Below are 19,982 nucleotides of genomic sequence, written 5' to 3' on the forward strand. Positions count from 1 at the left end.
TCTTTAAAATGATAAAAAAGGGAAAAGTACTTTTCCCTTTTTTGTTTCAGCACCAAATACTATACTGCCTAATTTATTCGTTCGGCTTTTCCTCTTTTTCAACAACTCGTGGTTGAAGGACTTGCTCTTGAATTTTATGAGATTCATCACTCAAATGTTGCTTTTAAAACCGTTGCATTGGGAATTTATATTTGACGACCATTCGGGTTCATCAAAGTGGCGGCACGAATTGTGAATTTCTTGCACATACAGTTACACTAGCAACCTCAATCAAGTCATCATTATGGAAAGGGTTTTGTATACATAAAAAATACTGGCTAGCAGGTTTTCAGTAACATCCAGGAGCAATACCCCACACAATACCAAATATACCGATACCACCAATAATAGTTAAAACAATCGTTGTTAATCCTAAATTTGTAAAATAAAGTCATCAGAATGCCGAGGAATTAAGTCAATTTCTTAAGCTGTATCTTAGTGATTATAAGATATTCCAATCACTTCTATTTTGTTGAGCATCTTCCTCTTAACAATCACGGCAAAATCATCGCATAGAATTACCAGGCTCATCCCTATTTATCGTCATCAGGTAACCAATTAAGCAATTTGCTGTTTCGTCGCTTGCGCCAAAACATAAAACTGGGACAAAGAACAAACTGTTCCTCCACAAGCAGGAATCGTTACCAGCTTATCATTATAACTTACTCTAATATAATAATTTTTATTGTTCTTAAACAAAGCAAAATCAACATGAGAGGCATAGGGCGGTATACTTTCCAAGGGAGCCCCTAACGTAGCCATGACACTCATAATAGAGCTGTCGTGCGCAGAGAGTAATACATATTTTAAAGATGATCTTTTCTCCACAGCATTAACAAAATAATTGTTTGTCTCATTAAGAAACGAATGCCCCATAGGATAGCTAACCTGCCTCAACTTAAAATAGTTAACTACTGCCCATTTACCTAATTGAATAATTTCATTGGCATCATCATTACTAATGCCCTTTGGCATGGGTACATGATGAATTCGACGAATGTATAAATTATCAGCCAAGGGAACAATTTGCTGATAATTTTTCAAGGATAAACCAGTGATACTCCTCCACCTTCTTAACTTTTCTTGCCTATAGCTGGTTTGCTCTTGCCAGGCTTTGCGGCTAATGAAATAAAGTTTGATTAATGAAAAGATATTTTTACCCGGTGTAACGATTAACAAATTATCCTGACTTTTACTGATTGCATGCACAGGAATACTACCCCGTCTCATTTTTGAGGGGTAAAGACCCAATAAAAAAGCATTGGCGCTCGCAATGGTGCGTTTGGTATCCGTTGAACGTACGTAAACTAGCCTTGGGTTATAATTAGCCGGTAACAAGTGATATTGCTTCACATATTTTTTGCGTGCAGCCCTGCCTGACTCTAATTCCTGATACCATCCCCTTTGCGTCAATTCACCAACCCCCCTCTTCCAGTCATGTGGCGCGTTAGGAATTTCCTCTAAAGGAGTTCTATCACCATGTCGAATAAGCTCAAGGGCAAATATAAGCTTTTCCTGAGCAAAAGCATTTGAAACAGCGACAGCCAAGAAGATAAAAAAACAGTTTTTTATAAGCACTTTCATTTTGATATTATGCCGGATTTTTGTTAGCGTATTATTCAACTTATTTATTATATATTAGTGAATGCGTTATCAAGCTGTTCTACCACTTTAGTAAGAATCAGTATGAAAATTAAAAACTAATGAATTGTTTTTGCAGCTGCAGTAAAACCATGACCAATATCTAGAGAGCAAAAAATACTAATAAATTAACCGATACTTTTTACCTCGTATCGTTAGAATTTTTTAATTCCCCACAGTGATCACTGTATTTGCAAATTGATCAGCAAACTCTTTAACCTTATCATGTATTCAGAAAAAATGAAATTATAAAACTACAGGGGGGTAATGACGATAAGATGCGTCCGATATTTACTAAATTTGAAGCAAAACTCATCCGTATTGAGGCGTCCTTGCAGGAGTGCCAAGATGCATTAGACTTGGAGTTTTTTAAAAATCAACTGCTTAATCCAACAATCCATAATTACAATGAGCAATTGCGTCTTTCAAACAAAACGGTTGAAGAACAGGAAGCATACAATCGAATCACTACAAGACTTAATTTGCTTAAAGCAAATTACCTGGAAAAGAAAAAATTACTAACTGAAAAAGAGAATAGTACCTATCTAATAGGCAAAAATTTTATTCTTGGTCCCCATGGTTTGGTAGATGAATTGCCTAAAGCAAAGATTGACCGAAATCCCCCCTTGCCTCAAAAAGCAATTAAAGCTATAGAAGAAAAGGATAGAGTTAGTTTATTACAGTTTTTGTATGAGTTTTGCGAAGAAAAATTTGCAATGAAAGAAGCTCCGGGATTTGTTTCTTTAAAAATGATTGATGCATTGTGGGATATGGGTACGAGGGGGCAGGAACTTGCTGATTTATTAAAAAAGGCCTTGCCAGATTATAATAAACCGGGCAATCAATTATCTGAGGCACGGTATATTGCCCTTAAAAACACGACAGCTTTAATTTACCAAAAATTTTGGCACAGCGGTGATTCATCAATAGAGCGTTATGCCTTAGATGGATTTGATCGACAATATCTTAGTGGATTTAATGAGAAAAATTTTTCATTCACCAGGCCGAACCCTCTGTTATCAAGAAAAAGTATTCCTTCAAAAATCACTGAAAATGAGTCACTACTTTTTAATAGACGAGGTCACCTGCGTAAAATAATCAGTGATGCTATTTTAGATCCAAAAGCAGAAGCCTCCAGAATGACCCCGACAGTTTATGTGACCAACAAGGAGGTTTGGGCCGATGAATCAAGCCAATCTCAAGAAATGCGGTGCTTTGGTACTCAGGGACAATTCTGGAAACGGTGGCAAAAATGCAAAGAGGAGGATGAAGTAGTTGCTGAAACAGAAAATGGTGATATCCCAACAGCCAGGATGCTCACCGAGCGCCACGGCCCTGGATGGTAAAAATTGTCTCAGCTATAGAGAAGAGCATGCCCAGATCTCATAATTCATGACATCAGCGCATTGAAATGAAGATGACATCACTAGGTTTCTCCCCCGTTTGCTTGCAAACGGGGCTATAAACCTGTGCATATTATGAGTACTCACTCTCATTTCTGTTTACTTTATTTCCATGTTGCAGCCAAGCAGTAATGCCACCATCAAGATTATAAATATCAAGTTCAGGGTTTTCATCCAAGAGTTTTTCACAAGCCTGGGCTCCACGTTTGCCCAGAGCACAATGAACTACGAGGCGCTTACTCTCCAGCTCAGGCAATGTTCGGTATGAAATTTTTGCCAAAGGTAGGGAAATAGCACCTGGAATATTTTCCTTTTGATGCTCCTCTGGTTCACGCACATCAATCAATATTGCTTCCCCTCTATCTAGCCAGTCTTTTAGAGTTGCTGGATCTACAGTTTGTATGGGCATAGTGACCTCCTATCAGTTATTCCTAAAATAAAGTAGTTCTTCTCTCCGTAGTTGGGTTATCAGTTGTAGTAGGAACAACCGTTACCACTGCTTCGGGAACAACTTTAATATCACTTAATCTATCTTCAATAATACATTGAATATTCTCAGGTGTCGTTAGCGTTTTATCGTTATATGACATAAGTTTTTCTATATCAGCAGAACTGGTAATATCGCCAATTGCTTCTTCAAGTTGTCCCTGGGTCTCTAGATGAGTAATTAATTTTTTCATTCGTGTAATTAACGTCGCTTTATTTTCATCAAGTAATAATGTGGTGCTTGTGCTTGGCTCTTCAATCGCAGCCTTTTCTTTAAGTGTCTTCCATCTCGTCGACATTTCCTCATTAACAACATCTGTTTTAGGGCGAGAACTTCCCATAAACGCAAGCTCAACTGCCTCTGTTTCCTTATGGGCAACTACAATTTTTTTCTGAAGTGCCATAAAGCCCTCTGGAGGAACCTCAATTAACTGTGCTTCATTAGCGTTGACTTCTACTCCAAAGATTTCTTCTATTTTTCTGATCTGATCGGGTGTTTTTGCCGTAACACGAAGAGACAAACTACCGTCTTCATGCCATGTAGGTACAATAGAAACTCTTCTTTGAGGCCCCACACCATGATTCATTAAAGAAACAAGCATAGGGATTGTTTGCTGTTCATAAGTAGGCCTAATCAACTGCTGTTCTCTTTTTTGATGATATTGTTCATCAGCTGCAAACATTAATTTCAGCATTCCTTCTTGTGGTACAGTGCAAATCGAAAGATCACCACTCTTTTTAATTAAATCAATTCCAAATAACTCTTTAAATTTAGCTGCAACCTCTGGTTTAGAAGTACTTAGGATATAATCACCATTTTCTTTTCTCGTTAATTCAAAGGGTATTCTCTTATCTGACGGATCAAAACGCATCGTATTAAGGAAAACGGTGCCATCATGTGACATAACCGAAGTGGGAGAGAAAATTTTCTCTAACTTGTCGATTAAATCAATTTCATGGCTAGTCAACAACACTCGCTGTTGAAACACCTCTATAATTCTTTCATTACTTTTAGCAGCCGTCGCTTCCATTTCGCCAATAAAAGTCAGATATTGCTCGAGCTCGTCATAAGGCATCTTGTTTTTCAGCGCTTCATTAATTAAATCAATTTTAATTTCAGCAAAATAGGCAGCAAAAGGAGTCAGTTTTCCTGTACTGATTTTCACGATATAGGTATCAACCAGACCTTGTAATTTGCTTCCTTCTTCGCTCCCAGCCCTGATATCAGCCAAACGATTTAATAAATTTTTTGCAGAGGGTGTGCGCTCTTGAATACGGTTTAATTCCTGTCTTAAACCAGGATAGCTTTTTATCACTTCTTCACTGGGATTATCGCCAGTAATCATTTTTCTTAATAAATGGACACCTAACATACGGTCAGATAAAGGCGTATCGTAGAACACACTATAATTTCGGTACATAAAATGACGAGCTATACCAATTTTTGAAGAGCCCCTGAAGATTGCAGGCATTTTGGCCGCTGTATCTTCAAATGAAAAATCATCTTTCAAACTTGAGCATACGCCATTACCTTCATAAGGCTTACCATAGTCAAAACCATAAAAAGCACCTTCTGCAAACCCTTTGTTCTGGGCTTCTTTACCCATCCCATCTCTATCACCGATGGCAATTCCAAAAATTAAATTTTTACCTAAACCAGGAATATTTTTCGAACGTTTAATCGGTGCATCTCTATCCTCGACTAAAATACCGTTATAATCCGGCTCATCGCCACCGTGAAGAAACTGCCTTAATTCCTGTAAACCATTTTTCCAACCACATGCTAATAAAGCATGAGCACCTTTTTTACCATTATTAACCCACGCTATTTCCTGCTTTTGGTTTTGATCACTAAAGATGCCCGCTAACCGCGTACCCACAAACTCTCTTATTGCTTCTTTATTTGCATCAATTCTTTTTTTCTGTCCTTCAGCATAATCAAGTTTATACATCCAGGCACTTAGCTTATTATTTTTGGCAACTGCCTCTTTGACTTCATTACAAAGCCATCGAACCCCTGGATCCATTACACTTTTGCTATGAGGGCCTGACACATGAACATTGATAAAAGTAGCAAAATCAATACGATTTTTTTCCAGATCGCCGGTACTAAGCCTTACTCTTAATTCAGCAAGCCTACCTCTAGCTTCGAGGCTGAGTTTGTCCAATGAAGGCAGATTTTCTTCCGCTAAAATTTTTTGTAACTCTTTAAAAAACGCTGCATTCAAATCAATCGCTCTAAAACCCGGTTCTACACCACCTGGTTTTTCTGCATAACAAAACTGTGTACTGCCAAACATGCTGCCTAAACGCGTTAATTCTTTGTCTGTACGTAGTTGTGGTTGACTTAAATCTCTTCGAACAACCTGGTCGACTGATTTACTAACCGTCGTTGAGACACTTAATCTCTCTGAACCAACCACAGGGGTACTTTTTGAGGTTTCAGTTACTCCGATCTCAGTTTTTTTCACTGGCGGCAATAAGCTCTCTTCATCAACGTGTTCAGGCTTCACATCCAACTGAGACTTAAAGACACGCATCATTAAACCATCTTTTTTTATGCGGTAGTTTTGCTCTTTACCTAGCTCAACACCAAAATTTTTCTCACAAAATGTTTTAAGATATTTACCTAAGTTACTACCTGATCCACCTGATGATTTTAGAATCTGGGCATATTCATCAGCGTAGACGTTTAAAAGAGCAATAATTTTTGCATCAGGAGATAAATCTTTAGCCTCAACGACTGCTTTTATATTTTTATTAAGACGCTCTATGCTATCAGTACGTTCTGTTTCTATTTTCCCTCTCATTTGTTTGAGAATTGCCTGGTATTCTTTTTCAAAATGGTTCGTAGTTATTACTGGTTTGGTTTTACTGCCGCCAACTAATAGCAAATCCATATAGTGCTTGGTAAACTCTTTATCAACCTCATATTTTTTACCGCTCTTCGAGGATCCTACGACCTCATCATCGAGTTTCATTGCCTCAAAATAGTCTGGATCAATTTCCAAATCGCTTAATAACAATTGGTAAGCTGCGTTTCTTAGAGCATAAGATTCTATTTCAGCTCCTGTAAATTGAATCCACGAGGGCCCCGCAGTCACACCACCATGCGTTGGAAAACCAGGTGCAGTTAATAAACCCCTCAATGCACGATAACCACAACTCCAACCATCTCTTTGCAAATTATCTGACGCTGGAGTAACTGTTTTGGTTGCACCAGGAAAGGCACTATAAAGCCCATCTGTATAATCGATTGCAGCAGTTAAAATGCCTTGTTCAGTCCCACTTAAAGCCATCGAATCCTGATAAGCGATAGTTACTGAATTGGCCGTTGGATCAACGGTCACCATCGCATAAGTCCAATGAGAGCCCTGGCTACGTAATGAATCTGTACTGCCTCGATTTATAAGTAACGGAATCGTATATGGCACTGTTGCATTGGCATGTTTCACTCTCTCAAAATGCAAAACCATCCCGATATCTTCCGCAGTTAATCGGGTAATATGCACTCTGTCTTTGACACCCATCTTAATTAGGAGACGCTCTAAATCAACTTCCCCTAGCCATTCAGTTGGACCTAAATCCCCATTAAGCAATTTTTCAGCAACCCCTAAATTGCTACTTTGGGCATGTAAGTCTCGTAAAGAACGAGACGCAAGCCGTTGGTTAAGGTCCAGCCCGACTAAAATAGCATCTCTCTCATTGAATGAAGTCGCCACTGGTGGAGCAACACCAGTGAAGACTACGAGTTTGTCCAATAATCGTGCTAATTCGTTAAATTGTGCTTCATGCGTTTTGCGTGTTTCTAAATTGTCACTACCAATTGCAATAATATTTAAATTGTCATTGTTTAGATTATAGAAAAAGTCAATGGCGTTAGCTAAATGGCCATAATTATCCATATTATCCAGCCAGTGAGGATTAAAGGCTTCCTTGTATTTTCCCCTCAAATATTGTTCAATAATGCTACGTTTTTTTGTTTCATCAAGTGCTTTAGTCACTTCGCTTGCAGGTATCATTTCATCTTCCTCATAAAGATTTCAGATCTGGATGCGAAGCAAATGTAGATAGCCTAGCATCCAACTAGATCTACAGATTTATTCTTCAACCTTAATCCTTTAAGGTTAAGCAAATATTAAACAAAATGTTAAAATATTGAAAAGATATAGTGCATTAAAATAAAACAACAAGATTATTTATCTTCTTCAATAGGTTAATTAGAGTATAGTATTTCGATACAAATAATGCTCAACAAGATTGTTTTTTGTGACTTTTTGTGATTTTTAATGCATGATTTACGGGCAAATGATATAATAGTTGCCCTGTATTCACCGTCACAGAATAAATAAGGCGAAGGCTTCTATGGGCGATAGGGAAACGGATAGTGAGCAATCCTTTGTTCTCTTTCCAGTTAAGCTGAAAAACGGAAAAATTGTTTATTATGCCAGCGATTACTCTGAACCATTGGGTGGATCGGTTTATAAAGGTTATCAATGCACATTACGCTCCCCGCAAACCGACTTAAAACCTTGCCGGGTAAAAAAAGAAGACATTACTCTTGATAAAACTCAGGTAGTTGCCCTGAAATTTTATGAAGCAGGAAAACATCCATCCCCCTACCAATTTTATGATTCAGAAATAGCTACTCTGAAATTAGCAGGTAAAGACGTCCTCATCATGGAATATATTGATGGATTTCATATCCATCCAGAGGGAGAAAAGAATCCACAGTTAAGGGAATTAAATTTTTTCCAGGTTGTCGATGTGGCCTGGCAACTCATTCAGGGATTAAATAGCAGGCATTATAACAATACCCTAGGCCCCTCAGTTGTACATGGTGATATCAAGGGCAGTAATGTCAAGATAAGAATAAAGAAAACTCTTAACGGTATGATATGCCAAGTTGATGTATGCTATCTTGATGATGATTATTCGAAACCTATCGTTAGTAATCCACAATGCCCCCAAGGAACTCTTGAACATTTTGCTATCGAACTTCTAGATGGCTACTATTCAGAAAGCAGTGATTTTTTTGCCCTGGCCCCTCTCTTATTGACTCTTTTTGGTGCTAACAACCCACTACAAAGGATTCTTGATTTCAGGAATACCCACCCCAGCACGGATCGGGTTGACCTGGTAAAGCAATACATTGAGCTTGGTTTCAGCAGCGATGGTTTATTTGAGCACTTTGAAAAAAAACCCGAAGCATTTATTTGCGAATTAGTAAAAAATTTCATCATGAAAATGGCAGCAAAATATAAGAAAGACCGGCCTAATCCAGAGGCAATATTGGAGTTTTTTACAGCACTTAGACAATTTTGCCTAATTGATGAGGCTAATGTAGATAGAGATTTTAATGTTTTGCGCTTAAGAATAGCCGCGCAGGATAAAACTTGGCTTACAGAAATAAAATATCCAATTTTATTTCTGAGTTTGGAAAACCATTTTCAAGATCGGCTCATTGCTTTAATGGATCCAGAACAACGGGTCAATTTACATAATCTTTTGTTAAACATCGATGGAACACTCCTACTAAGAGAGAAACTCCGAAAAATTGTTGCTGTTGATCTGGCACAACTCAGTAAATCGATTAAAGCACCCTCCAGGCTGAGCTCTTTGTTCTCTTCACCCGTAACTCAGAAAGATTTAGCATGGTTAATACGCTGTTACGAACAGAATGATCGTGTTGAATTTCACTCACCAACCAACAAAGCAATAAGAAAAAAACTTAAAGACTGTAGCGAAACACATCTGGCATCTTTAATTTCGGTTATCACAGCAGGATTTGCCAGTTCAACGGAACTAATTAAATCCCCACCAATGCCGTCTATGGCTTAAAATTAAAAATAGATTTAACGGATTTTCTTGCGAGGTATTTATGCCATTTGAACTTTTAAATCAATGGCTCAATGAGGAAAAGGAAGCCGGCGCCCCTAATCCCAAACAAGCTGTATTGTCAACTGCAACTTTGCAAGCTATACCTCATAGCCGTGTTGTTGCAATACGTGAAATTTCAACGGAGGCTTTATTATTTTTCACCCAGAAAGGAACAAGGAAAGTAATTGAGTTGGAAAATAATCCGCGAGCCTCACTACTATTTTGGTTTGAATTGAAACAGCGGCAAGTTATTCTTGAGGGATTCGTTGAGCGATTATCAAAAGTTGAAAATGAGCGTTATTGGCACACCTACCCACAAACAGCTCAAATCAGATTTACTGCTTATGCACCAACCTCTACACAGCCTATAGCCTCTAAAGAAGTGATCGAAAATAAAAAACGGCAACTTAAAATGGAATACGGCAGAAAATTATTGCCATTTAACCCCTTCTACTGTGGTTTTCGCCTTAAACCAACAAAATTTGTTTTTTACGCATTGCGCTCGGATGAATTATCCGATGTCACTGAATATACTTGGCGTGATAATCAATGGTATAGCCAAATTTTATCTCCTTAAGCAAAGTGGGTAGACATAAATGTGTATATCACCTACCTTATGTTTTTCTTATTAGACAATTTTTTATTGAGATGAAATGGGGAGAATAAGCACCATGCAGAATTTACACGGCAAAATTATCCTAATTACTGGAGCCTCCAGCGGGATTGGTGAAGCCTGTGCTCGCCTTTTTGCCGCTAACGGTGCAAAACTAATCTTGGCTGCTCGTAGAAAAGAACGAATTGATAATCTTGCAGCTGAGCTCTATTCCATGCATGGCACAGACTGTTTACCATTAGCCCTTGATGTCAGGAATAAATCAGAAGTAGAACTAAGCCTGGGGACTCTACCAGCAAGTTGGCAATCGATTGATATATTAATTAACAATGCAGGGCTTGCACTATCAAGCGACCCCATCCAAGTTGGCTCAGTTGATAATTGGGATGTCATGATCGATACAAATCTCAAAGGTTTACTTTATGTAAGCCGTAGTATTTTACCTGGCATGTTAGTGCGGAATCACGGACATATTGTTAATATTGGTTCCATTGCAGGCCAAGAATGTTACCCTGCTGGTAACGTGTATTGTGCTACCAAGCAAGCCGTTAGAGCCATTACAAAATCGATGCGTCTTGATTTATTGGGAACACCGATCAGAGTCACTGAATTAGCCCCCGGTGCCGTTGAGACAGAATTCAGTGAAGTTCGTTGGGGTGATAAAAATAAAGCTCAATCATTTTACAAGGAATTTTCACCATTATTGGCACAAGACATTGCTGATGCGGCTTACTACTGTTTAACCAGACCAGCCCATGTTGATATTGCAGAAATGACGATTATGCCGACAGTACAGGCCTCAGCAAATCACATTTATAAAGAGAAATTAAAATAATAAAGTAACCTAATTTGGCCAAGGAAGGCTATCAATGTTAAAAATACCATTAAAACGTTTACTGCCTTTGCTTATATTACTTCTATTATTGTTTTTATTCTTCTATTTTCGGTTAGGGCAATACTTAAGCTTTGATTCATTAAAAGAACATCGAACGCAACTCATTACCTGGACTAAAACACATTATTTGGCTACCGTTTTAGCCTTTATGGGAACCTATATTCTGACTGTGGCAATCGCTGTACCCGGCGCACTTTTTTTAACTCTGACAAGCGGTTTTTTATTCGGTATTTTTTGGGGAACCCTCTATGTCATTATCAGTGCCACTATTGGAGCGACACTGTTATTTCTTGCAGTGCATAGTGCACTTGGAGAATGGCTTAGCCAAAAAACCACACAATGGATAACAAAAATGAAAAAAGGATTTCATGAAAATGCTTTTTCTTATTTAATAATCCTAAGACTCATACCCGTCTTCCCTTTCTGGGCAATTAATATTGTTTCGGGACTTTTAAAAGTAAAACCAAAAACGTTTATTCTTGCTACCTTTATTGGCATTATTCCTGGTGCTTTCATTTATGCCATGATTGGCAATAGCTTGGGCTTGATATTTGATAGAAATGAAAAACCCGATTTGCATATTGTTTTTTCTCCGGAAATTTTGTTACCTTTAATCGCCCTGGCTTTACTATTATTTTTACCCATTATTTACCACCAGCTAAAGGAAAAGCATAGAAGGAAAAAAAGAAACACTTCATTGTGATTTGACTATTATCAGTGCTGTTGGTTTAAGTTTAGCTGCAGTACTGCATAACTCGATGTAATAGTCGTGTTAGTTGGATACGGCCTAATGGGTCTGGTAGTGTTCCATTTGATTGTAAATATTTCGCAAAATTCAGAATTGCAAAGAAAATAGAACACAAAGCCACTTTATAATTCACGCACAAAATTAAAAGAGCGTCATTATGAAAGTTAGTAACTCCAAAGATACACAGAAAGATTCACGTACTCGTGCCATCGAAAACAATCCCTGTAATATGTGCCGTGCATTAGGTTTACCAATATGCCGCGGTCACGGTGGCGGTGGTGGCGGCGGCGATGGCGGTGCCGCAGGAGAAACTCAGGATAATACGCAATCGATGTCAGGATCTCCGTGGCCTGTTTTGAAACCAGTGGCCGAAAATGAAAAACTCGTCCAGTTTCTTCTTGAAAGTGGCATGTGGGCATTAGCCGAAGATGCAGACTTAGAGCTTGAATTCTCCAATCTCGATGCCTTATTAACCATTAAACTGGACATGGAGAATGGTGAGCTCTTGTTTGAGGGTAAGCGTGATTTGCCTCCAGGAACTTTAGATGAATTGTTTGATGCAGTAGAACAGGAATTAGCCCTTTTTAGTCAAGAGTTAATGGATAGAAAATTAATTAATGAACCAATAAATGCTGTACGTAACAGGGAAAAAAATACATTGTCTATAAAAATTCCCAGCCCGCAATATTATGATATTTTTATTCAGCGTTTATTGAGTAAAAATATATTGCCTAACCAGCCAGCTCCTGTGCTAGAGGAAAAAGAAGACTTGCAGCAAACCGCAGCTATACAAGTTCCGGAACTAGAGATGGCAAGCATAACCAGAGCTACACCTACACCTTTGGATTTGTTTGATATTAGCCGTGGTCCCAGGCCTAAAATTGAAGCATAGCCTCGATAACAAATTAACTGAAAATCAGGGCAAAGGATTGCCCATTCTTCTCTATCCGCCCTTGCTATTTAAAAGACGTGCTACTGCCGCAGCACATTGTAATCCTCTCTCCAGAAACATATTACTGGCGAATGATCAAACAACCAATACGTCAAGGCCGCTAAATAAATTATCGCTAACCTAGCTTCCTCAAGAGATTTAAACTTTAGCTTATATTACTAATAGAAATATTCTGAACACTTTAAATTATCCTCATGAGCTATACTTTTTAACCATGTTTGGACGCTTTGTTGCAGGAAAGTCATTTTGGGAGCTACAAGCGTGGAAAAAATTAGGATTTTTTTATGTGGGGATGTCATGACTGGCAGAGGAATTGATCAAATCCTCTCTCATCCAGCCAACCCGAGAATTTATGAGTCTTATCTGACTGATGCCAGAGATTATGTACGACTCGCTGAATCAGTGAACGGCTCTATACCTTATCCTGTCAATGATAATTATTTATGGGGCGATGCTCTGAAAGAATGGCAGCTTCGCCAGCCGCAGTTAAAGCTCATTAATCTCGAAACCAGTGTTACCAGTCATGATATTCCTTGGCCCCACAAAGGAATAAATTATCGTATGAGCCCAGACAATATAACTGCATTAACCACGGCAAATATTAATGTCTGCACACTCGCCAACAATCACATCCTGGATTGGAATATGGAAGGCCTGAGAGAAACCCTTTCAGTTCTGCAAAAAAATCATATTGCTTATGCTGGGGCTGGCCGAAACATAGTAGAAGCTCAAACACCTGCTATTCTTCCCATCTCTAAAAAACGTATCTTGGTATTCTCTATGGGGATTCGCTCAAGTGGCATTCCCTCGGAATGGCAAGCCACTCAAAATCAGCCAGGAGTCTGGTTACTTGATGATTTAAATTCTAATTCACTCAAGCGGGTTCGGGAAAAAATTACCAGCCATAAAAAACCTGGTGATTTATGCATCGTCAGTATCCATTGGGGTGGCAATTGGGGCTATCATATCCCCTACGCTCACCAACTGTTTGCCCATGAGCTCGTGGATAAAGCAGGAGTTGGTTTAATTCACGGTCACTCATCTCATCATCCAATTGGTTTCGAAATTTATAAGAGTTGCCCCATATTTTATGGCTGTGGTGATTTTATTAATGATTATGAAGGGATTGAAGGCTACGAAGAATTTAAGACTTATTTGTCTTTAATGTATTTTCTGGATTTTGATGCACAAAGTTTAGAGTTTTTACGTCTCGAAATAGTACCCTTGTCGCTAAAAAATTTTCAGCTCCACTCTGCTCACTTTGAAGATTGCCAATGGTTAGCCCATACTTTAGAGCAAAAATGCCTTTCTTCCGCACATAAACTCCTATTGAATGACCATGGGTATGTCGTTGTGGAGTTAAACACCACTTCTTAATCGATATGGATATAGGGTTGCTGCTTTTTATCAAGCCAATGAAGAAGTATTGATAAATGCTGATTATCCATCGCTACACAACCATGAGTGCCTGTGTCAGAAGAGGTTAACAAATGTATAAAAATAGCACTTCCAGCGCCAGGAATAACAGGATCCGTATTGTAATTAATTACCAAACCCATTTTATATTCATCAATCAACATTGACTCGTAGCTTTTGGCATCCGTTTTACCATTAACCCAGGTGTTATAACTTTTAGAGTTTACATCATCCACAAATTTATCTTCTGCAGTGATATATTTATAATCCATTTCAAGCGCTAACGGTTGCGAACCAAATGCTGGACCTAGAGAATATAAGCCTGCCGGGGTTTTCATATCCCCTTCCTTCTTTTCACCTAAAGAGGCTACGCCCGCTTTACCAATCACTACAGGAAACGGGGGCATTGTATCCTGCCACATTGTTCCTTCTCGCTGACAGATACTCATTTCTGCTTTAAAACCATCCTTTGATTTGACAATAATTAATTGTGACGTGGATAAGGGTAAATCTTGCAGCTTCATGGTACTAACAAGTTTCTGGCAATTTTCACTTGAACTTTGCTTTGATTTCTCAATCATCAAAATAGCGAATGCTATAGCCAAAAGAGCAATTATTAGTTTATATCTCATAGTATGGGATCTTCCACATTCATAGCTGGAGTGGTATCAATAAAGCGCTTTTTAAACATCTGTGGTGTAAGTGCCTTAGTATCCAAGGCATCAAGATAAACCAATTTAAAAAATCCTTTGTTTGCTGGTGAATTAATCTCTGGATTTTCAGGATAATATTTAAGCAACGGTAAAAAAACTGCCTGACCAATCATATAGCGCTTATCCCCATTAGCAGGAGAAAGGCCCCAGACATTTTGATAAGTGATTGCTTCCACATTTTGATTTATTTTCTTTTTGCCCACATACAACATGACATGACCATTAATATAAATAATAGTCATAAGCGGATGTCCCTTTTGCTGCAGCAAATTAAGACGTGTCTCCAGTTTATTTTTTGATAAATCCACCGTTGAACTCAACTTTGCCTGTTGTGCTGTGTTTCTAGGTAACCAAATACCAAGTGGAGTAAACAAACTCTTCATTTCCTGAGAGCAGTCATTAAAAAAGAAAGCGCCACCCCATCCGTATGGGCGATTCTGTAATTGTTTGATGAGTCTGACCATATTTTTTTTCGATGCGATCAACGGCATTACACTTGCAGCGTTTTTACTGACGCTCCCCATTGTCACCACTGCTTGCTGATGTGCATTTTTTACTGGAATTAAGATAGAAATTGTCTCTTCATCACGCTGGGCAAGAGGAAATACAGCACCAATGTAACCTGTAAATTGAAAATGTTGCCGCTTATCAACAACCGTGGCGCCTGTTTCAGTTATAGCCACAAGGCCTTTCTGGGCAGCAGCTTGCCATTGACCAATGAATCCACTAGAGGCATAGGCTATATCGCTACTTTTAACCCAGGCAAAATAGGCATCTGGAGTTAATACCAGCGACCAGGCCTTATCCTGCGAAACAGCGAAAACATAAAGCGGTGTTCCAGCCCAAATGACAGATTCTTGTAAGTTGTCAAAAGGAAAACCCTGTCCGGGCAGACTGAAATGAAAAAAATCTGGGGCCATGTCTGGTAAGGCACGTGCATAAGTATTATTAACGGTAATCGCTTTGTTCTTTTCTTGATATTCAACATTATCCAGTGCATAAACATCCATATTCTGCTTAATTTGATTTAACCAACTCTCATCATGTTCTTTAAAATTCTCGGCATAGTGGCGATCAGCACCAGTCTTATTTTGATTATCAAAATCGTCTAAAATTTGGAGTTCAATTTTTTTCACCACAGGTAAAATGGATTTCACCATTTGCTCGCTCCATGGTGAGAGTGCTTGCGCGTCAGTTGCGTAGTAATGTTTATAGAATTGTTGTAATTGAGCAGCTTGATAGTCAGGCTTTAATAACGGGACTTCATAATCCGCGCTATCTGAAGGTAGGTAATCATTAATATTTTGTGTATATGCCTTGATTGAAAAATCGTAAATAGGCACTTCTACTGCATAAGATAGCGAAAAAAACAGCATGAGAAAAAAAGTGATAAGTCGTTTACTTAACTGCTTGCCACTCAATCGACCACCAAACATCGGACCAACCCACAGAAATAAAATTCTGTGAATTATATCACAAAAAAAACCTCTTTATTCGCAATTAGACTAAATTATAACCAAAATAAGATTGGGACTCACGCGGTATGTCATTTTTTGAGAACCAGATAAAAACCAGTCGTCATTGCGAACAAAGTGAATTAATCCAGTTCAAATCCTTCATGCAATATCATCTAGATTGCTCGTCAAGACTGGCAACGACGAAAGATCAGAGACTACCCTGTAAACGATTACATAATAAGTCGCTCTTAACCAAACGCAGCTATTGATGTTGTTGCTTGTAACAATGGTTTAGAGGGAGGTTGTGGATAGTGTGAAGAGACCGTTAATTTTGGCATATAAAAAAATGCTACTTCACCATATTTTGTTGGAGAAACCAGTTTTGGCTCTTTATTAGTTTGCTTCTCGCTCCCCAGTTTTTTTGCATAATCAGGAATTAGTTGTGATTCCGTAATTTTGTTTAAAACATGCGCTGGAACAGCAATAAGCCATTGTAATAAAAGATTAAACGAGAGACTTGAACTTCTTTGTTGTTGCTTCTCACTGCCAATCTCTCTTTCCAGTTTCTGGCTTTTAGCTTGTTGTCTATGATCGACTATTAAAGCATGCACCGAAGCAAATGTTAACGCAGCCATTCCTAAAATAGCTCGCTCAATAGGCTGAAAAGTCTGCAACTTTATAGGGGATAAAAAGAGCACCGTACTTATCGTTAGCATCACATATTTATAAGCAGCCAAACCATTTTTTAAGCCTTTTAGGAGAGGGGGTAATACTACTGCATTTTCTTCTTTTAGCTTATCAGTCAATTGTTGATGTAAAGCGCTCAGATGTTCGATTTTTTGTATTACTCTATCATTAAGTTCCAGCTCGCCATCAGCAAGTTGTTTACCTAAATAAGTCATTTCCTTTTGGCATAAAGCTAGTTCAATATTAATTTGGGCTCTGTTCAACTGACGCTGTGAATTGATTTCATCAGAAACTCGCATTACCAAATTACCCAACAAATAAAGTCCACAAAAAACCGTAATGACTGCTAGCATATTGGGCGTTAAAACACAAAGTCCAAGCGCTCCAATATAGGGATTGAGACCATCAACCATACCCATGGCTGCTGCTGACAATAGAGCATGGTTTTTTAACTGTTGTGATTGTCCTTTTATGTATTGACGGAACGCTTTGATTTCCTCTAGGTTAGCGTCATCTATCGCTTCAACGATAGAAAGCAGCATTTCATTATCTGCTAAAAGCGCTTTGCGTTGTTCAACAATACGACGATACCAAACACGATTCAGTATTGATAAACCACCTAACAACACGCCAGCAGGAACAATAAGATGTCGTAAATCCTCAATCTCAAGCAGACTCATTAAAGTAAATGTGCTGCTTACAGCACGATAAGCATTTCTTAGCGCCTTGAGGGAATCTCGGGTATAAGGCCAGGTAACTGCAATGTAACGCTTAAAAAGATTTTTATCTTTGTCACTGAAATGAGTGGCCAAGAGTGAAAAAGCAACAAGACCAATCCCGCTTGACGTTGCTGCAGCCATACCCCCCGGTGTTTTCAGCCATGCCTGCATTGCTTTGCTGGCTAAATCACCATTTGCAAGAAAAACATCGAAGTAATATTTGATCATGCTACCGGACAGCTTGCCGCTATCAATAGCCAAATACAGCGAAAATAAATGAAATTTTTTGGCTATAAATCGTCCTTTCTCATCCATTTTGCGGGTAAGTTGAAAAATATAACCTGATTCATGAGATTTATTGGGGACAGTTAATGTCATATAGGCCAAAAGCAACACTTAGTTAAAAATTGCCATAATTGTACTAATTTGCCCAATAAATGACAATTAAATTCTCACAATGTAATTAATGAAAACAAAGAAATGCTTTCTTTTTCATTGCTTCCTTAAGTCACCAGAATTAATTTAATTCGGGGAAGTGCATTATTAGTCAAAATATTAGCCCCATATTAGTGCTATCCAATACGGGACTTAAGGGTAAAATCAAGGAGAAATCATAAGAATTATATTTACTGCACTCTACCCGAGTACCAACTACTCGAACCAATCCCACGATCTTGCACTTGATCTCCAAGAGACAATAAATGCTTCTCAAAAATAGAAAACGCCTCTTGAAAATAACTCAGTGTTTTATAACCGTTTTCAAAAAAAACTGCGACGTTTTTTTGCAAAATCTCTTGTGGCTGACGCAAATTATTTAATTCTTCCGGTCTTAAATAGGAAAAATTTTGCAGCGTTCTAAAATTTAGCGTGATTAACTCTTGTATAGGCCTCTGGATATGGTCAGGTACATTTTTAAGATAGGTTTGTTCTAACATGATACCCTCCTTTTATGCTGCAATGCACAATAAAAGCATAGCCTATTCACATTTATTGTCAATAAATGCACAAGGAGGTAGCACTATAAACCGTGGATAACAGGTTATGTTCCTTTTATAGTTTGCTGTTGTACCTGCCTAATTTGCTCTTGCAATTGAGCTTGCATTTTTTGCATTTGAGCCTGGGTTTGAGCATTCACCTTTTGGATTTGCTGTTGCAATTGGGCTTGCATTTGCTTCATCTGTACTTGTAGCTGCCCATTCAGTTTATCAATTTGCTGTTGTTGCTGGGCTTGAATCTGCTTCAATTGACCTTGTATCTGAGTATTTAATTGCTGGATTTGTTGTGCTGAAGAATCAACGCTGGCTGCGTAAGTCGATAGCGGTAACACTGTTGAAAACATTAAGGAAAAAATCAATTTGCTCTTTTTTTTCATCGTCAACTCCTGTGGTAAAATAGGTATCCTCATCAATTACTTTAACGAATCTGATTTTGAATGCAACACTAATTTTGTGGCATTCTCGGTTAAAAACAGCACCAGTAAAAAGTTTTTTTATTTCATGCATTGATCTATTGACATTAACGTTACGTCAGCCCTTATCGTGGGTTTTGTCAAATAGAGGAGACAAAAATGCCTTATACGGTAAAGAAATTAGCTAAGCTATCCAATGTTAGCCCGCGTACTCTTCGTTTTTATGATGAGATTGGTTTATTAAAACCAGCTTATTACGGTGATAATAATTATCGTTACTATGAAGAAGAGCAGCTTTTGATACTGCAGCAAATTTTATTTTTCCGCGAGCTCGGTTTTCCTCTAAATGATATACAGAGGATAGTTTGTAATCATGACTTCGACAAAATTGAAGCCTTGAATACTCACAAAACAATCCTCTTAAGAAGTCTTGCCAAGACAGAAACACTGATCAAGACAATTGACAAAACTATCTCCCATCTAAGAGGAAAATTAATCATGAAAGAGGTTGAAATGTACCAAGGCTTTGATGCAGATAAACAGCAGGAATATGAAAATTACCTGCTTAATAGCGGTACGCTAAGCCAACAAGAAATTGACGAGAGTTGGCAAAATATACGTCATTGGAAAAAAGGGCATTGGCAACAACATCAAGAGGAAGGGAAAAAAATCAATCAAGAGCTTGTTAAAGCAATGAATAACCATCTCAAACCTGAGGCTAAAGAAGTACTGGCTTTGATTCAACGACATTATAACTGGGTAAAAAATTTTTGGACACCTACCCGATTAAGTTACGAAGGTCTGGGGCAAATGTATCTCAATCATCCTGATTTCAGAAATTTTTATAACACCTACCATCCTGATCTGGTGGAGTATTTAGTAGCCGCTATGAAAATTTATGCCAAGGCCAACCTAACTTAAATCA

Annotated in this window: 16 protein-coding genes; 8 read left to right on the plus strand and 8 right to left on the minus strand. The window is 38.3% G+C overall.

The window, feature by feature from the left end; genetic code table 11:
• Positions 1-597: 597 nt before the first annotated feature.
• A complete protein-coding gene (locus Lfee_RS14645) occupies positions 598-1,623 on the minus strand; it encodes a histidine phosphatase family protein (RefSeq protein WP_058447724.1) in 1,026 nt (341 codons plus the stop codon).
• Positions 1,624-1,958: 335 nt separating this feature from the next.
• Here Lfee_RS14645 and Lfee_RS14650 point away from each other — a divergent pair, with 335 nt between their 5' ends.
• Entirely contained in the window at positions 1,959-3,026 is a 1,068-nt protein-coding gene (locus Lfee_RS14650; protein WP_058447725.1) for a hypothetical protein, read from the plus strand.
• Between the two features lie 130 nt (positions 3,027-3,156).
• Here Lfee_RS14650 and Lfee_RS14655 read toward each other — a convergent pair whose 3' ends face one another.
• Positions 3,157-3,492: a rhodanese-like domain-containing protein gene (locus Lfee_RS14655; protein WP_058447726.1), complete on the minus strand. Its 336-nt coding sequence runs from the start codon at positions 3,490-3,492 to the stop codon at positions 3,157-3,159.
• A gap of 22 nt (positions 3,493-3,514) precedes the next feature.
• A complete protein-coding gene (locus tag Lfee_RS14660; protein WP_058447727.1) occupies positions 3,515-7,591 on the minus strand; it encodes a hypothetical protein in 4,077 nt (1,358 codons plus the stop codon).
• Between the two features lie 343 nt (positions 7,592-7,934).
• Between Lfee_RS14660 and Lfee_RS14665 the strand changes: the two genes are divergently transcribed.
• The 6 genes from Lfee_RS14665 (at position 7,935) to Lfee_RS14690 (ending at position 14,034) form a co-directional block, all read left to right on the plus strand.
• The gene (locus tag Lfee_RS14665) at positions 7,935-9,410 is read left to right on the plus strand and encodes a protein kinase domain-containing protein (protein WP_058447728.1); all 1,476 of its coding nucleotides are present in this window, start codon (positions 7,935-7,937) and stop codon (positions 9,408-9,410) included.
• A gap of 40 nt (positions 9,411-9,450) precedes the next feature.
• Positions 9,451-10,026 carry a pyridoxine/pyridoxamine 5'-phosphate oxidase gene (locus Lfee_RS14670; protein WP_058447729.1) on the plus strand — a complete coding sequence of 192 codons (576 nt, stop codon included), beginning with the start codon at positions 9,451-9,453 and terminating at the stop codon, positions 10,024-10,026.
• A 94-nt stretch (positions 10,027-10,120) separates the two neighbouring features.
• A complete protein-coding gene (locus tag Lfee_RS14675; protein ID WP_058447730.1) occupies positions 10,121-10,897 on the plus strand; it encodes an SDR family NAD(P)-dependent oxidoreductase in 777 nt (258 codons plus the stop codon).
• A gap of 34 nt (positions 10,898-10,931) precedes the next feature.
• Positions 10,932-11,660, plus strand: a complete 729-nt coding sequence (locus tag Lfee_RS14680) for a TVP38/TMEM64 family protein (protein ID WP_064088277.1) — start codon at positions 10,932-10,934, stop codon at positions 11,658-11,660.
• A gap of 202 nt (positions 11,661-11,862) precedes the next feature.
• Positions 11,863-12,597 carry a hypothetical protein gene (locus tag Lfee_RS14685; protein WP_058447731.1) on the plus strand — a complete coding sequence of 245 codons (735 nt, stop codon included), beginning with the start codon at positions 11,863-11,865 and terminating at the stop codon, positions 12,595-12,597.
• Positions 12,598-12,918: 321 nt separating this feature from the next.
• Positions 12,919-14,034: a CapA family protein gene (locus Lfee_RS14690; RefSeq protein ID WP_238584942.1), complete on the plus strand. Its 1,116-nt coding sequence runs from the start codon at positions 12,919-12,921 to the stop codon at positions 14,032-14,034.
• On the opposite strand, the gene Lfee_RS14695 is transcribed toward Lfee_RS14690, so the two are convergent.
• From Lfee_RS14695 to Lfee_RS14715, 5 genes are all read right to left on the minus strand, one after another.
• A complete protein-coding gene (locus tag Lfee_RS14695; RefSeq protein ID WP_058447732.1) occupies positions 14,031-14,705 on the minus strand; it encodes a L,D-transpeptidase family protein in 675 nt (224 codons plus the stop codon). The genes Lfee_RS14690 and Lfee_RS14695 overlap by 4 nt on opposite strands.
• Complete coding sequence (locus Lfee_RS14700) at positions 14,702-16,222, minus strand: SH3 domain-containing C40 family peptidase (protein ID WP_058447733.1); 1,521 nt, start codon at positions 16,220-16,222, stop codon at positions 14,702-14,704. Before Lfee_RS14700 ends, Lfee_RS14695 begins: the two co-directional genes overlap by 4 nt.
• A 269-nt stretch (positions 16,223-16,491) precedes the next feature.
• Positions 16,492-18,036, minus strand: a complete 1,545-nt coding sequence (locus tag Lfee_RS14705) for a hypothetical protein (protein ID WP_146751381.1) — start codon at positions 18,034-18,036, stop codon at positions 16,492-16,494.
• A 239-nt stretch (positions 18,037-18,275) separates the two neighbouring features.
• The gene (locus Lfee_RS14710; RefSeq protein ID WP_058447735.1) at positions 18,276-18,584 is read right to left on the minus strand and encodes a hypothetical protein; all 309 of its coding nucleotides are present in this window, start codon (positions 18,582-18,584) and stop codon (positions 18,276-18,278) included.
• 104 nt (positions 18,585-18,688) lie between these two features.
• A complete protein-coding gene (locus Lfee_RS14715) occupies positions 18,689-19,021 on the minus strand; it encodes a hypothetical protein (RefSeq protein ID WP_058447736.1) in 333 nt (110 codons plus the stop codon).
• A gap of 195 nt (positions 19,022-19,216) precedes the next feature.
• Here Lfee_RS14715 and Lfee_RS14720 point away from each other — a divergent pair, with 195 nt between their 5' ends.
• Positions 19,217-19,978 (plus strand): MerR family transcriptional regulator, encoded by a 762-nt coding sequence (locus Lfee_RS14720; RefSeq protein ID WP_058447737.1) that lies wholly within the window; start codon positions 19,217-19,219, stop codon positions 19,976-19,978.
• Positions 19,979-19,982 lie beyond the last annotated feature (4 nt).

The organism is Legionella feeleii (assembly GCF_001467625.1).
GTDB classification, from domain to species: Bacteria; Pseudomonadota; Gammaproteobacteria; order Legionellales; family Legionellaceae; genus Tatlockia; species Tatlockia feeleii.

What these genes read in the sequence shown, in the direction of transcription:
- Lfee_RS14685 (WP_058447731.1), top strand. Translation starts at nt 11,863, where the DNA reads ATGAAAGTTAGTAACTCCAAAGATACACAGAAAGATTCACGTACTCGT.
- Lfee_RS14665 (WP_058447728.1), top strand. Translation starts at nt 7,935, where the DNA reads ATGGGCGATAGGGAAACGGATAGTGAGCAATCCTTTGTTCTCTTTCCA.
- Lfee_RS14645 (WP_058447724.1), bottom strand. Translation starts at nt 1,623, where the DNA reads ATGAAAGTGCTTATAAAAAACTGTTTTTTTATCTTCTTGGCTGTCGCT.
- Lfee_RS14695 (WP_058447732.1), bottom strand. Translation starts at nt 14,705, where the DNA reads ATGAGATATAAACTAATAATTGCTCTTTTGGCTATAGCATTCGCTATT.
- Lfee_RS14710 (WP_058447735.1), bottom strand. Translation starts at nt 18,584, where the DNA reads ATGTTAGAACAAACCTATCTTAAAAATGTACCTGACCATATCCAGAGG.
- Lfee_RS14660 (WP_058447727.1), bottom strand. Translation starts at nt 7,591, where the DNA reads ATGATACCTGCAAGCGAAGTGACTAAAGCACTTGATGAAACAAAAAAA.
- Lfee_RS14720 (WP_058447737.1), top strand. Translation starts at nt 19,217, where the DNA reads ATGCCTTATACGGTAAAGAAATTAGCTAAGCTATCCAATGTTAGCCCG.
- Lfee_RS14650 (WP_058447725.1), top strand. Translation starts at nt 1,959, where the DNA reads ATGCGTCCGATATTTACTAAATTTGAAGCAAAACTCATCCGTATTGAG.
- Lfee_RS14715 (WP_058447736.1), bottom strand. Translation starts at nt 19,021, where the DNA reads ATGAAAAAAAAGAGCAAATTGATTTTTTCCTTAATGTTTTCAACAGTG.
- Lfee_RS14675 (WP_058447730.1), top strand. Translation starts at nt 10,121, where the DNA reads ATGCAGAATTTACACGGCAAAATTATCCTAATTACTGGAGCCTCCAGC.
- Lfee_RS14670 (WP_058447729.1), top strand. Translation starts at nt 9,451, where the DNA reads ATGCCATTTGAACTTTTAAATCAATGGCTCAATGAGGAAAAGGAAGCC.
- Lfee_RS14700 (WP_058447733.1), bottom strand. Translation starts at nt 16,222, where the DNA reads ATGTTTGGTGGTCGATTGAGTGGCAAGCAGTTAAGTAAACGACTTATC.
- Lfee_RS14680 (WP_064088277.1), top strand. Translation starts at nt 10,932, where the DNA reads ATGTTAAAAATACCATTAAAACGTTTACTGCCTTTGCTTATATTACTT.
- Lfee_RS14655 (WP_058447726.1), bottom strand. Translation starts at nt 3,492, where the DNA reads ATGCCCATACAAACTGTAGATCCAGCAACTCTAAAAGACTGGCTAGAT.